At 42.4% G+C, this 13694-nt stretch carries 17 protein-coding genes; 10 read left to right on the forward strand and 7 right to left on the reverse strand.

What is annotated here, in order from left to right:
• Positions 1–60: 60 nt before the first annotated feature.
• The gene (locus B2746_RS11965; protein ID WP_290794013.1) at positions 61–879 is read right to left on the reverse strand and encodes a FecR family protein; all 819 of its coding nucleotides are present in this window, start codon (positions 877–879) and stop codon (positions 61–63) included.
• 92 nt (positions 880–971) lie between these two features.
• The gene (locus B2746_RS11970) at positions 972–1493 is read right to left on the reverse strand and encodes an RNA polymerase sigma factor (RefSeq protein ID WP_290794016.1); all 522 of its coding nucleotides are present in this window, start codon (positions 1491–1493) and stop codon (positions 972–974) included.
• A gap of 168 nt (positions 1494–1661) precedes the next feature.
• Between B2746_RS11970 and B2746_RS11975 the strand changes: the two genes are divergently transcribed.
• Together B2746_RS11975 and B2746_RS11980 are read left to right on the forward strand one after the other, a co-directional pair.
• Positions 1662–2546, forward strand: coding sequence for a J domain-containing protein (locus tag B2746_RS11975; RefSeq protein ID WP_290794018.1), 885 nt, complete (start codon positions 1662–1664; stop codon positions 2544–2546).
• A gap of 7 nt (positions 2547–2553) precedes the next feature.
• Positions 2554–2835, forward strand: coding sequence for a chaperone modulator CbpM (locus B2746_RS11980; protein WP_290794021.1), 282 nt, complete (start codon positions 2554–2556; stop codon positions 2833–2835).
• Between the two features lie 22 nt (positions 2836–2857).
• Here B2746_RS11980 and B2746_RS11985 read toward each other — a convergent pair whose 3' ends face one another.
• Positions 2858–3457, reverse strand: a complete 600-nt coding sequence (locus B2746_RS11985; protein WP_290794024.1) for a hypothetical protein — start codon at positions 3455–3457, stop codon at positions 2858–2860.
• 128 nt (positions 3458–3585) lie between these two features.
• On the opposite strand from B2746_RS11985, the gene B2746_RS11990 reads away from it, so the two are divergent.
• From B2746_RS11990 to B2746_RS12005, 4 genes are all read left to right on the forward strand, one after another.
• Positions 3586–4134: a type II toxin-antitoxin system HicA family toxin gene (locus B2746_RS11990; protein WP_290794027.1), complete on the forward strand. Its 549-nt coding sequence runs from the start codon at positions 3586–3588 to the stop codon at positions 4132–4134.
• 125 nt (positions 4135–4259) lie between these two features.
• Entirely contained in the window at positions 4260–5168 is a 909-nt protein-coding gene (locus B2746_RS11995; protein WP_290794031.1) for an alpha/beta fold hydrolase, read from the forward strand.
• Between the two features lie 14 nt (positions 5169–5182).
• Positions 5183–6055, forward strand: coding sequence for a helix-turn-helix domain-containing protein (locus B2746_RS12000; protein WP_290794032.1), 873 nt, complete (start codon positions 5183–5185; stop codon positions 6053–6055).
• Between the two features lies 1 nt (position 6056).
• Complete coding sequence (locus B2746_RS12005) at positions 6057–7922, forward strand: beta-N-acetylhexosaminidase (protein WP_290794034.1); 1866 nt, start codon at positions 6057–6059, stop codon at positions 7920–7922.
• Here B2746_RS12005 and B2746_RS12010 read toward each other — a convergent pair.
• The 4 genes from B2746_RS12010 to B2746_RS12025 all read right to left on the reverse strand — a co-directional run bounded on the left by B2746_RS12010 (position 7902) and on the right by B2746_RS12025 (position 10784).
• Entirely contained in the window at positions 7902–8888 is a 987-nt protein-coding gene (locus tag B2746_RS12010; protein WP_290794037.1) for a prolyl oligopeptidase family serine peptidase, read from the reverse strand. The two genes, B2746_RS12005 and B2746_RS12010, sit on opposite strands and share 21 nt — an antisense overlap.
• A gap of 12 nt (positions 8889–8900) precedes the next feature.
• On the reverse strand, positions 8901–9185 hold the full coding sequence (locus B2746_RS12015) for a GNAT family N-acetyltransferase (protein ID WP_290794040.1): 285 nt from the start codon (positions 9183–9185) through the stop codon (positions 8901–8903).
• A 436-nt stretch (positions 9186–9621) separates the two neighbouring features.
• Positions 9622–9882 (reverse strand): Crp/Fnr family transcriptional regulator, encoded by a 261-nt coding sequence (locus tag B2746_RS12020; RefSeq protein WP_290794043.1) that lies wholly within the window; start codon positions 9880–9882, stop codon positions 9622–9624.
• 29 nt (positions 9883–9911) lie between these two features.
• Positions 9912–10784, reverse strand: coding sequence for an alpha/beta fold hydrolase (locus tag B2746_RS12025; RefSeq protein WP_290794046.1), 873 nt, complete (start codon positions 10782–10784; stop codon positions 9912–9914).
• Between the two features lie 88 nt (positions 10785–10872).
• On the opposite strand from B2746_RS12025, the gene B2746_RS12030 reads away from it, so the two are divergent.
• The 4 genes from B2746_RS12030 to B2746_RS12045 all read left to right on the forward strand — a co-directional run.
• Positions 10873–11748: a LysR family transcriptional regulator gene (locus B2746_RS12030; RefSeq protein ID WP_290794048.1), complete on the forward strand. Its 876-nt coding sequence runs from the start codon at positions 10873–10875 to the stop codon at positions 11746–11748.
• 9 nt (positions 11749–11757) lie between these two features.
• On the forward strand, positions 11758–12321 hold the full coding sequence (locus B2746_RS12035; RefSeq protein WP_290794049.1) for a Crp/Fnr family transcriptional regulator: 564 nt from the start codon (positions 11758–11760) through the stop codon (positions 12319–12321).
• Between the two features lie 112 nt (positions 12322–12433).
• On the forward strand, positions 12434–12823 hold the full coding sequence (locus tag B2746_RS12040; RefSeq protein WP_290794051.1) for a RidA family protein: 390 nt from the start codon (positions 12434–12436) through the stop codon (positions 12821–12823).
• Positions 12824–12933: 110 nt separating this feature from the next.
• On the forward strand, positions 12934–13694 hold a 761-nt coding region (locus tag B2746_RS12045), incomplete at its 3' end, for a hypothetical protein (RefSeq protein ID WP_290794053.1).

A 13694-nucleotide genomic window follows, 5' to 3' on the forward strand; every position in this document is an offset into this window, starting at 1 on the left:
CTATACCACTTCCCAGAGGTAGTATCCGTTTTTAACGAGTCGTCTGTTAGCGCAGGCGACTTATTTTTTTATGATAAGTTCTTGCTGTTTTGCGTCGAGTTGAAATACCAGTTTTTCTTCCCTTGTAATAGCGGATAAAATTTCCAGCAGGTTTTCAATAGAAATGGATCGGTTAAAGGACAGACTGTATTGATGATTTTGTGCAAGCACTTCCGCGTTGGCGCGGATGTTTATGGCAAAACTGTTTTCCAGTTGGTATTTGATCTGTCGGATATTGAGTTTGTCCCAAACGATTCGTTCCGCATTCCAATTGCCAATTGCATCACTTGAAATGGAATCGGTACTAAAGGATTGCTGGCTGTCTCTCCAGAAAAAACGTTCGCCCGGATGCAGGATAGTGGATTGATCAAAGGCAGCTACCTGAACGATTCCTTCTTTTAATCGGATTTCAGCGGGTTTGGTGGAATCCGGTTTAGATACGGTGAAGGCCGTACCCACAACGGTTGTTTTAGTATCAGTCGTGAACACATGAAAGGGCTGTTTTTTCTGCTTTTGAATTTCAAAAAAACATTCGCCCTGGTGCAGGTTGACAAAGGATCCGGTATCAGACTCTGTGACGGTTATTGCACTATTTCCGGCAAGGGTAATGCATGATCCGTCTTTCAGGTAAATGGTATCAAAGTTGCCGGTGGTAGTGGCATAATAGGAGGCCTGTGAACCGGAGGCTGGTACTAATAGCCAAACCGCAATCAGGAACAAGGGAAGTGCTGCAAGAGAAATACCTGCAAATAGCTTGCGCTCCTGTTTCCTTTTATGTGCCTTGATCCTGGATTCAATTCCTTCCCGGATAGCATTTTTTAATTCTTCTTTTGTTTGCATCAATCGGATATAAGTTGCTCTATTGATAAAGACGCAGAACAGAAGAAATCGAATGAGACAATATCCGGACTTTACAATTTGGTAACCTTGGATCAGGACTTACTAAGCAGGCGGATTTTTCGGGTGCTCTCCTGAATATGCGATTTAACGGTGTTTTCAGAGAGTGTAAGTTGCTGGGAGATTTCCTGAATGGAGAAGCCCTGGAAACGATAGAGTTTAAATACCAGTTCCTGTGTAGGAGTTAGTTGTTTACTCAGTAGTTGAACAGAACGTAATGCCAGACGCGATTCTGGGAGGGATAGATGTTCATTTCTGGTGGAATTCCCATATTCAATCCGATCTTCTTCCGGCAGGGGAATGGTTTGTATTTTATTGGCGCGGTGATAATCGGTGATTCGATTTTTAATTGCCGTAAAAAGATAGCGTTGCCAATTTTCCTGCACCTTTATTTTTTTTCGTTTGATCCAGACCTGTGCAAAGAGATCCTGCACCAGATCCTGTGCAATTTCCTCCCGTTTAACACAGCGAAGCGTATATGCATAGAGGCCTTCCCAGTACTGCTCAAAGAGTTGGGTAAAATCTTCTTTTGATTCTATGGATTGTAAGGGCTGCATTGCAGGTTAGCTGGCCCGCTAAATTAACAGGAATGGGGTGGAGCAGCGTTAAGGGGTTATTATGAAATGATTAATAAAAAAGCTTCGAAAGAATCTTTTGAACTATTAGTAGAAGTATGTATTCACTACAATTGTTTAAATTTATACTGGTGCTAATACCAATTTAAGATGAGTTATATAGACTATTACAAGGTGTTGGGAGTAGCTAAAACCGCTACGGAGGAGGAAATCAGAACAGCTTATCGTAAACTCGCTCGCAAACACCATCCGGACCTCAATCCAAATAATCCGGAAGCGGTAAAATTATTTCAGCAAATCAATGAAGCCAATGAAGTGCTGAGCGACCCGGAGAAAAGAAAGAAGTACGATCAATACGGGGCCGATTGGAAACATGCCGATCAGTTTGAAGAAGCCAGAAAACAGCAGAGTGGTGCTTTTGGCAGCAGTCAACATTTTGGTTCAGAAGATTATTCTGATTTTTTTGCTTCCATGTTTGGGGGCAGCGGGGCTACTGGTGGAAGCCGCCGGCAGTCCCGCTACCGCGGACAGGATATTCATGCAACCTTAAGCCTAAACCTGTCTGAGGTTTACCAAACCCATAAACAAACGTTTACCATAAATGGGAAAAATATTCGTATAACCATACCAGCAGGAATTGAACAGGGACAGGAAATAAAATTGGCCGGACATGGTGGTCTGGGTGTAAATGGTGGTCCCAATGGAGATTTGTATATAAGTTTTGATATCAAAAATGATACGGCTTTTCAACGAAAGGGAAATGATCTCTACCTTGATCAACCGGTTTCTTTGTACAAAGCTTTGTTGGGAGGGGAAGAAGTTATTGAAACGCTGAGCGGCAAGCTTAAACTCAAGCTGGCACCTGAAACCCAGAATGGTACCAAAGTACGGTTAAAAGGAAAAGGCTTTCCCATTTATAAGCAGGAGGGGAGTTATGGCGATCTCTATATCAGCTGGCAGGTTCAACTGCCTACCCAACTCTCCGAAAAAGAGAAACAACTATTTGAGGAACTGGCCAAACTAGCCAACAAATAATACTACCATGGAACAGGAAAACAGAATTACTCTTCAGGAATGCTGCATTCATTACAAGGTGGAGTCTGTTTTTTTACAGGCATTAGGCAGTTCTGGTTTGCTGGAACTGATAACCTACGAAGATCAAACCTATATTACACACGACCAGTTAAAGGAGCTGGAAAAATATATGCATCTGCATTATGATCTTGATATCAATCTGGCAGGTATCGAAGCCATTAAACATTTACTCGATAGGGTGCAAGAGCTACAGCAGGAATTGAAAAAGCAGCTGTCGGTTAATTTATAAATTTACCTATCCAGTTGAAACTTCATTTATAATAATAGTACCAATTACCCTGGTAATTTTTATCCAGATTTTCTTTGCTGTCCATTAAAATGGAAAAGGTTTCGCGATTAAAGTAACCAAACTCATCGTGGGGTTCAAGGAGTTCGAAATATCTGTCAGCCCAAATTTTTCTAACTGAACTCTTACTGTATTCTTTGAGTTGTTCATCTGTATAAACAAAGAAGGTAGTATACGCAAAGAGTCTTGAAATTTCCCAAAGATCCGGATGATTTAATTCCTTTTTGAGTTGGATGATTTTTGAAGAAGAAATGCTTTCATTGGCTTCTGTTTTAGCTATGGGCTCAAAAGCACTGAAAAAGACCCAAACCGGTTCGGCTGAACCTGTTATTGCTCGATATTTTTCTGCTATCCGATTCTGCTTTAGGCGATCAAAACTAAAGCTTCCATCAGTTGAATTGAATTGCTGCTTTTCGGATTCCGTTTCGAAACAGATATTGAAGCGGGCATGATTTCCATTTTCGGTTCTGTCGTATAGAATATTGATTGTTCGGACATTAAAACTCTCATTAATGAATTTAGCTAGGGGTAAAAACTCCGATTGAATCGAAGCTTTTCCCTGCATTATATTTTTTGTCTGTTGGTATGCGAAATCTGTAGGAGTAATCAAGTTTATGTATTTATTTGTAGGTAACAAATAAGTTACCTATGTTTGCTTACGATAATTTCAAGGTGTAAGCGAAATGGAATGTGATGAAAGTTAAGGAATTATTAAAACAACTTCAGGATGATGGTTGGGTAAAAAAAGTTCAGAAAGGAAGTCATCTTCAATTGATTCATCCTGTGAAAACAGGAAAGGTTACATTGCCAATCCACGGGGGCGACATTAATTCAAAAAGTTTAATAAATATTATGTCAAAACCAAGAAAATACCAATTGATTATTGAAAAAGATGGCGATAAATTGTGGGGGCGGGTAACTGTAGAAGGTAATCTGATTGTTGATTCAGCAAAAAATATTTCTGCTCTTGAATCAAAAATTCGTGGCTCTATAAAAGAATTTGAAAGTTTGGAGGAAGTGATATTTGAATATGCCTATGATCTTACTTTTTTTTTCGAAGAATTCAACTTTCTGAATCAATCTAAAATAGCAGAAATTGCTGGCATCAATCCAAGTTTGATCAGGCAATATTCTTCAGGACATAAGCTGCCATCAAAAGAACAGGTTGCTAAAATTGAAGTTGCTATAAGGGAGTTAGCAACAAAATTAAAGTCTGTAAAACTTAGTTCCAAACATGTCTAATACCCCCATAAATATGGAGTAGGGAAAAAAGTGCAATTCCCGTCCACCTTTATCCATTCCAGAAGGACTGTTCCTGTTTCATCTTTGCATTGTTGAATTAATACAAACAAATAAACAATCAAAAAATGAAAACAGGAATCAAATTAATCGGCTTATTAATCGCCCTAATCGGAACAACTGCAATTTATGCACAGGGGAAAAGAGTACCAGCATCAGCCGGACGGGCAGAATTCATTGAAGTAGAGAAAGGAGTGAAGCTCCATGTTACCGATATCGGTGATGGTACCCCCATCGTGCTGATCCACGGCTGGCCCCTCAGTGATGCCATGTATGAATACCAGTACCAGTCCCTGGCCGCCAAAGGATTTCGGGTGATCGGCATCAGCTTACGCGGATTTGGAGCATCCTCCCGGCCGTATGGAAAATACAATTTCGATGTTTTCTCTGACGATATCAAAGTAGTGCTGGAGAAGCTTCAGATTAAAGATGCTACCCTGGGTGGGTTCTCCATGGGAGGAGCAGTGGTATTGCACTATATCACCAAATACAAGGCGGCGCATATAAGTAAACTCGCCCTCTTTGCTGCTGCAGCGCCTTCCTGGAAACAGCGTTCCGACTATCCATACGGTGTTTCGGACGCAGATGCAGAAGGTTTGATTAAAGCTACCCAAACCAATCGCCAGGACCTTATTGCCGGATTTGGAGCTGCTTTCCCAGCCAAAGAAGGTGGTATCACCAAAAACCAGGAGAAATGGTTGGAATCGATCAACCTGCAGGCATGGCCTTATGCTATTACCCAGTCCATAACTGCCCTGAGCAATTTGGATCTGCGTCCCGAGCTTTCGAAAATTACCATTCCTGTAGCGATCTTCCAGGGAACCCAGGATAAGCTGGTGCCGTATGTGCTGGCTGAACAACTCCATCAAGGAATCCGGAATTCCTATATCGTGAAATTTGAAAACAGCGGTCATGCGCTTTTTGTGGAAGAAGCAGAGAAATTTAATACTGAACTGGAAAAATTTGCCAGAAGTTAGTAGTTTAAATCATTATGACGGATCAATTATTTCAAAGTGAGTTGAAGGTATTGGGCTTGTTGCCAGTAGAAAAAGAGTCGATGGAGCAGTTAAACAGTGCAGCCTTCAAACAATATATAAAAGTCTTGTTTCTTCCTTCCGGTTATAAACTCAAAGTGGATATGGCAGCCTACACCACCAAAGATCCTTCTCTGTTTTTTGTTGCCCCCAATCAATACCTGGAGCTGCTAAAAGCAGGGGAGGAAACCGGCTACATGATTTACTATAACCGCGATTTTTATTGTATACAAATTCATGATAAGGAAGTAGCCTGCGATGGGTTGCTTTTCAATAACAGCCAGAATATGCCGGAAGTGGTTTTGAATAAACAGCTGGCTCCTTCCATATCCTATATTTTTGAGCAGATAGCGGAAGAGTTTCGGTTAAAAGATGTTTCGCTGGAAGAAATGTTGCGGACCTATCTCAAACAACTTTTTATCAAGGCCACCCGGCTCTGGAAGGGGCAACACCTCAATAAGGAATTGGTTGCTCAAAACAGCGAGTTGGAATTCTTCAGAAAATTTACCATTCTGGTAGACCAGCATTTCAAACAGAAACACAACGTTGCCGATTATGCAGAACTGCTCTTTATGGCACCCAAAACCATCACGCATAAATTCAAACGGCTCAACCTGCCGCAGCCCAACGATGTAATCAAAGACCGAATCCTGCTGGAGGCAAAGCGGCTATTGGTACATACAACCCTCACAGCAAAGGAAATCGGGTATGAACTGGGCTATGAAGATCCTGCTTATTTCAGTCGCCTGTTTGTTCAAAAAACAGGCGAAACCCCTTCTGGATACCGGAGTAAATTTCTAAATTCGGCCTTACTCAATTTTAAAAGGTAGTATGGTTAAGAATTTTTGGATGACAATGGTTGTCTTAGCTGCAGTAATGCTGCAGTTATCCGCTCAAACAGTAGCTCCAACAGAAACGGCCCTGGTTCCGCAGCCTTCTTCTGTAAAAGTAAATGCCGGACAATATATGATCACCGAATCCACGCGAATCGGATACGCCGGAAAAGATAGTCAGGTAGTGGCAATGGCAGATCGCCTGGCTGCTTATATCAAAGCCAAATCGGGATTGCAGTTACAGGTGGTTCCGGCAATTCAACCCCTGTATAATATGATTTTTATCGGGATAATGCAGGTGCCCGATTCTCTGGGAAAGGAAGGTTATACGCTAACTGCTGATAAAGCCCAGGTTGCCATTAAAGCAAAAACTGCAGCCGGTTTATTTTATGGCACACAAACCCTGTATCAGCTGATTAAACCGGAGGTTCAGAAAAAACTGCCCATGATGAGTATTCCGCTGGTGCAAATCAGTGATAAACCCCGTTTCGAATGGAGGGGCTCCATGCTTGATTGCGGACGCATTTTCTATTCGGTGGATTTTATCAAAAAATTCCTGGATTACATGGCAATGCACAAGTTGAATACCTTTCACTGGCATCTGACAGAAGATCACGGATGGCGTATTGAAAGCAAAAAATATCCAAAGCTCAACGAAATCAGTTCCTGGCGAGCAGGTACCCAGTTCGATCATTCACCCGAACGCCAGATAAACCATTCCCCGCATGGAGGATATTATACGCAGGAACAGATCCGCGACATTGTGCAATATGCGGCGGAACGTTTTATTACCGTAGTACCGGAAGTGGAAATGCCCGGACATACACTGGCAGTGCTGGCAGCTTATCCTGAATTATCCTGTACCGGCGGGCCTTTTAAAATGCCCGTTCAATGGGGTATTCAGGATGATATCTTTTGTGCCGGAAACGAGCAGACCTTTGAGTTTCTCGAAGGCATTTTAAGCGAAGTTGCAGAACTTTTTCCCGGAAAAATGATTCATATCGGTGGTGATGAAGCTCCCAAAAAACGCTGGAAAGAATGCCCGAAATGTCAGGCCAGAATCCAGGCAGACAGTTTGAAAGATGAACATGAATTGCAGTCTTATTTTATCAAACGCATTGAAAAATTTCTGCTTTCCAAAGAGAAAAATATTATTGGATGGGATGAAATTCTGGAAGGCGGATTGGCACCCAATGCAGCGGTAATGTCGTGGCGCGGCATTCAGGGTGGCATTGAGGCCGCCAAACAAAAACATACAGTGGTTATGTCGCCCACTGATTTCATGTATTTCGATTACTATCAGGGGGAGCCTTATCTGGAACCGGTGGCTATTGGCGGCATGCTCACTTTGGAGAAAGTTTATTCCTACGAACCCGTACCTGCTGAATTAAGTGCGGCAGAACGAAAATTTATCAGGGGGGTACAGGCCAATATCTGGTCAGAGTTTATTCATACGCCGGAGAAAGTGGAGTACATGGCATTCCCGAGACTGGCGGCATTGGCGGAGCTGGCATGGACACCGGCAGTCCGCAAGGATTGGGAGAATTTCACCAAACGAATGGAAGCGCAGTATAAGCGTTATGAGGAAGCTGGAATCAACTATTCACGCAGTGCTAAACATGTTTGGCAGAAAGTGGAACTGGATACTGTTTCCAACACGGCAACGATCAGTCTGCGTACACAAAGTTATCAGCCTGAAATCCGATATACCACAGATGGTAATGAGCCCACCATATCCTCGCCACTGTATACTGAACCCTTTCAATTGTCTTTACCCGGAACGGTAAAAGCCGTGGTTTTTGAAAACAATAAACCCGTCGGAAAAATCAGTGTGCAGTCGGTATTAGTTCCTGCGGGATTTTAGCTTCGGAAAAACCACCAAATCCTCTCCTTCATAAATAAAGCGATCAACCACACCTTTTCGGTTTCTGGAAAAACGAATTTGTGCGGGAGAGGATTCATTAAAATAGAAGATCTCGTCTTTGTAGTTTTTCATATGCATAACCTGATTGCTTCCTTTACGGGTATTTAGCATCAGTGAATCTCCTTTTAGGAAAAACACCAGCGTATCGTTTTCATTGCTTAGAAACTCGCCCTCATATTTTTTTAGTTGGGCAGCCGGTTGGATTGTTTCGGTGAACTTAAATCTTTTTTGACCCAGCAGCCAGGTGTAAAAACTATCGTTGGTATAAGTTGCCGTCCAGCTGTCATGGCCGGCTTCCGGATAGATAGTGAATTTTGCATCTTTGTTATAGCGCTTCAGGGCGCTCATCATTTTTTCTGAAGCGGAGAGAGGTACGGCATTGTCTTTGGCTCCGTGAAAATTCCAAACAGGCATATACTGCAGGCGATAAATTTTAGCCGTGTCGCCACCTCCGCAAATGGGGGCAATGGCTGCAAACTCTTCCGGGTATTTCATGGCTAATTCCCAGGTGCCGAATCCGCCCATGCTTAATCCGGTAAGATAAACGCGATCCGGATCCACCCGCAGCTTTGTTTTGATATCACGTATCATAGCTGCCAGTACCGTTGGCTGCCATCCGTTGGTTGCCTGCGGAGACACAAGGATGAAAGGGAAACTTTTGCCCTGCTCCACCAGTTTGGGGGGACCGTGCATTTTTACCTTGTTCAGGTCTGTGCCGCTTTCACCTGAACCATGTAAAAATATCACCAGGGGCCATTTGGAAGAAGTGTCGGCTTCGTAGTTGGATGGCAGGTATAAGAGGTACTGCGTTTCCTGTACAAATTTCTGCGCTGTTTGCTGGCTGCTTGCCTGCTGGCCAACAGCGCAGAAAACCAATAGAAGAAATGCCCGGTGGATTCCTTTCATGGTGGAATTGATTTATGCTTTTAAAACATCCTTTATATCATCCAGTTTTTTAAACATGCTTGCTGCATACGGACATAGGGGAATAATTTTGATATTTTTCTCCCTGGCCATTTCAACGATTTTGTAAAGCAGTACTTTGCCTACTCCTTTCCCTTCAAAGGCTGGTTCCACTTCCGTATGGTCGATGATGATCAATTCCGGACTGGTGATGGAATAGGTCATTATGCCGGCCCGCTTACTGTTTTCTCTTGCCATGGCAAACCCCTTGCTGCCGTCTTCTTTAATAAGTACTTCCATTTTTTCTGAAAACTTTGATTCAATTTAAGGTTTTACTTCAATTCCATCAATCCCTTTTTTGGGCTTAGCTGACATCGTTTTTATTTATTTAGCACAAAACTAGGTCAGGCGCTCGCTTTGAAACGATGACAAATGACGATAAAAACCATAGACAAATAGCTATGTTTTAATCCTTGCTTTCTTAAGCACTCTACTGAGTGTATCCTTTGTAATGCCAAGATAGGAAGCGATGATATGTTGTGGAAAGCGGTCAACAAAATAGGGGAAGCTTTCAACAAAGTAGCGGTATCTTTTTTCTGCCGTCATGCTAATAGAAGAAGTTATCCTTTTTTGATTCGCGATATTATTTCGTTCATCAAGTTTTAGCAATAATTCATTGAAAGCAGGAAACTGTTTGCAGAGTTTGGTGGTGTTTTCGTGGGTTATAAGCAGTACTTCACAGTCTTCCCCGGTCGCCAGCCCACCAGTTTTCGATGTATAAATTGATTACATGTTCAACCCCCTTATCATCCAGATAAAATTGACGCATCGCACCTTTTATAATAAATGCGAAGTAGCGGCAGATTTCACCTTCCTGCAACAGGTATTGTTTTTTTCTGATCTTCTTCGGAACAAAATGGCTCCTGAAAATCCTGAACTCCTCTTCCGTGAGTGAAGTTGTAACGTAAGTATTTATATAGTCAAATAAGGGATGCATACCTGCAATAAAGGATGGTCAAATCTAGTTTATTTTGAAAGACCTGCCATAAATTCAAGTATATCATTCCCTATTTCCTCTTCATGTGTTTCCAGTGCAAAATGACCGGTATCATAGAACCTGATCCTTGCATTCGGAAGATCTTTCTTATATGCTTCAGCACCAGCGGGTAAAAAATACGGATCCTTATTTCCCCAAACAATCAGGGCAGGGGGTTGATATTTCCTAAAATATTCCTGAAATGCCGGATACAGGGCTATATTATTTTTATAATCACCAATCAGATCAAGTTGTTTTTCATCGGAGTCGGGTCGGTCAAGAAAATATTGATCCAGCGTATAGGTTTCCGGTGCAATCAGTTCAGCATCCGGTACGCCGGTATAGTATTGAAACCTGAGTTCCTCCTCGGTTACAAATCCCCTTAATGCATTTCGATCCTCCAACGAATTACTTTCCCAATACTTTTTTACCGGATCCCATGCCGAACCAAGTCCTTCTGTATAAGCGTTTCCGTTTTGAGAAATGAATCCGGTAATTTTCTCAGGGTTTGCAAGCATCAGCCGATAACCGGTAGGTGCCCCGTAATCAAACACATAAACCGCAAATCTTTTCAGCTTTAGTGCATCTATAAATGCCTGCAAAACATTGGTAAGATTGGCAAAGGTGTATTCAAAGTTTTTTCTATCCGGAGCGTCTGAATAACCAAATCCGGGCAAATCGGGCGCAATTACATGGTATTGCTTATTCAGAATCGGAATCAGGTTACGAAACATATGGGAGGAGGTCGGATACCCGTGCAGCAATAATAATACAGGGGCATCAATGGGGCCTGATTCACGATAAAAGAGCTGGTGACCCGCCGCATTCAGTTTGCGGTAAAAGATTTTAACTGCTTCTTTCATTTGTTTTGCTTTTAGGAAACAAATGTATCAGCTTTTAGTATCTTTGTAAATGATTTGAAATAATGATAAACATCATTAATAGTGATTGATGAATACGACCGATTTAAAACTGTTTGAAGCAGTGGCATTGCATGGTAATTTCACCAAAGCTGCAGAAGCCATGTTTACGGTACAGTCAAATGTAACGGCAAGAATTAAAAGCCTTGAAGAGGAATTTGGCGCTGCCTTGTTTATACGCAGCTCCCGTAAAGTAGAACTTACCAGTGCGGGAGAAACCCTGCTAAAATATTCCCGGCAAATCAATAATTTACTGGAAGAAGCCAGGTCCACTATTGGAAATCCGGATACGGTTAAAGGCCGGCTTAAGATCGGTTTTCTGGAAACCACGATGGCGCTTAAGGGGCCCGGACTGGTTAACCAGTTGGCCGATCGGTTTCCATCGATTGAGCTTGATCTGACCTCTGCCATGCGCGATAACCTGATTACGGACGTGCTGAATTATAAATTGGATGCAGCCTTTGTTCCTGCACCAGTTCATATGGATGAATTGCAACAGATTCATATTATGGATGAACAACTAGTTGCGGTTGTGCCAGCAGGGGTAAGAAGCCTTGAAACAGTGCTCAAACAGGAGCAACTCAAAGTAATCGTTTTTGATCAGGGTTGTTTTTTCAGATCTCGTTTGGAAACCTGGCTGGCTGGTAAAGGCATATCCAATTACCATAAAACAGCCATGAATTCCATGGAGGGCGTTGTAAATTTTATTGAAGCAGGTATTGGGTTTAGTTTTTTACCCAATCAAATAATAACCGCATTCTACAGCAAAAGAAAAATAAAAACCTTTCCACTGCCGGCCGCTATAGGGGGCATTAAAACTATTTTGATTTACAGGAAAGATAATTTGTCCTCTCCTGTATTGAAAGCATTCCTCAGCCTTTTTACGGATAAAAAGAAAAAAGACTAACTTATTGTGATGTTTGATGCTTTAAGAAATCATATAGAGAAAATTATACCGCTGACAGAGGAGGAAGTTGAGTTGATCGCCTCTTTCTTTACAGCGCGGTCCTACAAAAAGGGGCAGTTTGTGTTCCAGGAAGGAGAACCTTTAACCAAGCATTACTTCATCTGTAAGGGATTATTAAAATTAGTGTATACGGATACAGATGCACGTGAACACATCATCGGATTTGCTATGGAAGATTGGTGGGAGTCGGATTTCGAAGCCTTCTATACGCAGCAGCATACCACCCTGTCGCTTATTTGTTTGGAGGATACGGATCTCTTGTATATTACGCTGGAAGGTTATAAAACCCTGTGCAGAACATTGCCCAAAATAGAGCATTTTTTTCTGGAGAAAGCCTATTTTGGATTCATAGCTGCACAAAAGCGAATTTTATCAACACTTACTTCCAATACCAGCGAACGCTATCGTCAATTGCTTGAACGGTACCCTACATTAGTACAACGTGTACCGAAAGCTCAATTAGCAGCTTATTTAGGTGTTTCAAGAGAAACGCTCAGCAGAATTTCTCTTTGAATAGGGGAGTGATCCAGATCACTCCATAACAGTGCGCTCTGTCAACAGATGAATCGGGTATTGAAATTTACCTTTGTACTATTATTTAAAATTCACATCTAAAACTAGTACAATGGAAAAAAGAATAATTAATCCATGGAAATGGCAGGATGAGCGCAGTTATGTGCAGGCGGTAGAAATTAAAAATGCCACCAGCACCTTGTATTGCGCGGGACAGGCAGCAGTGGACGAAAACGGCGTCTCCAGTAAAGAAGATATGAAATCGCAACTCCTGCAGGCGATTGCTAATCTGGAAAAAGTTATTACAACATCCGGTTATGCATGCAGTGGTATAGCAAGGCTAACCATTTACACTACATCAACGGAAGAGTTATGGCCGCATTTTCCCATTTTTCAAGACTGGATAGCAAAGCACCAGATTAAACAGGTTACCACCCTGCTGGAGGTTCCGCGTTTATTTGAAACGTTGAAAGTGGAACTGGAAGCAACTGTGGTAAAATGAAAGATGCCAATTAAGATGCCATCGTTGAGCAAAACTGGCTGATTTCCTGAAAGCCTATTGGGACCTGGCCCTCACTGTCACCAAGCAGTTCAGAGATACCAGTATTGTTAATGAGTATCATTATACACTTTTCTATTACGACCAGTCTGGAAATCTGGATAAATGCAGCGGCCAATAGCCGGAACCAGATTACGCAAACGGTTTATGATCTGCCGCTTTCCCTTGTTCAAACTAACCTGAAACAGAAAAACCTGCGCAATCGGGTTAGTTATACTCAGGTCATTAATCTGGCAACCCAAACCAATCCGGCTTCCGCTACTTATTATACCTATGATATCCAGGGTAATGTGGATACCATTGTGCAGGATTTTGGTTCTTCGGCCGGTATCAAAAATGCCATGAATAATTTTCCGGCCAATCCGGATAACCGCTACAAAAAAATAGCGTATAACTACGACCTGATCAGCGGTAAAGTAAATCAGGTCAGTTACCAGCCCGGTAAACCCGATGCCTATTACCACCGCTACGAATACGACGCGGAGAATCGCCTCACCCAGGTGTACAGCGGAAGGGATAGCATCATGTTATTGCTCTTTCCTCAGCGGGAAGCAGTGTATGAATACTATGCGCATGGACCACTTGCCCGCACTATTTTGGGTAAGCTCAATGTGCAGGGGCTGGATCATGCCTATACCCTGCAGGGTTGGTTGAAAGGTATTAACCCCGCCATGGGAGGCAGTTTAACCAACGGAACGGATACTACGGAAGCCAAACCGGTAGCACAGGATGTTTTTGGATTCAGTTTGCATTATTTCCGGAACGATTATAAAGCCATCTGGTTTAATCCGCAGGCCAGCTCGGTGATAGGAGG

The sequence above is a fragment of the Flavihumibacter sp. UBA7668 genome, assembly GCF_002483205.1.
In the GTDB taxonomy this organism is placed as follows: Bacteria; Bacteroidota; Bacteroidia; order Chitinophagales; family Chitinophagaceae; genus Flavihumibacter.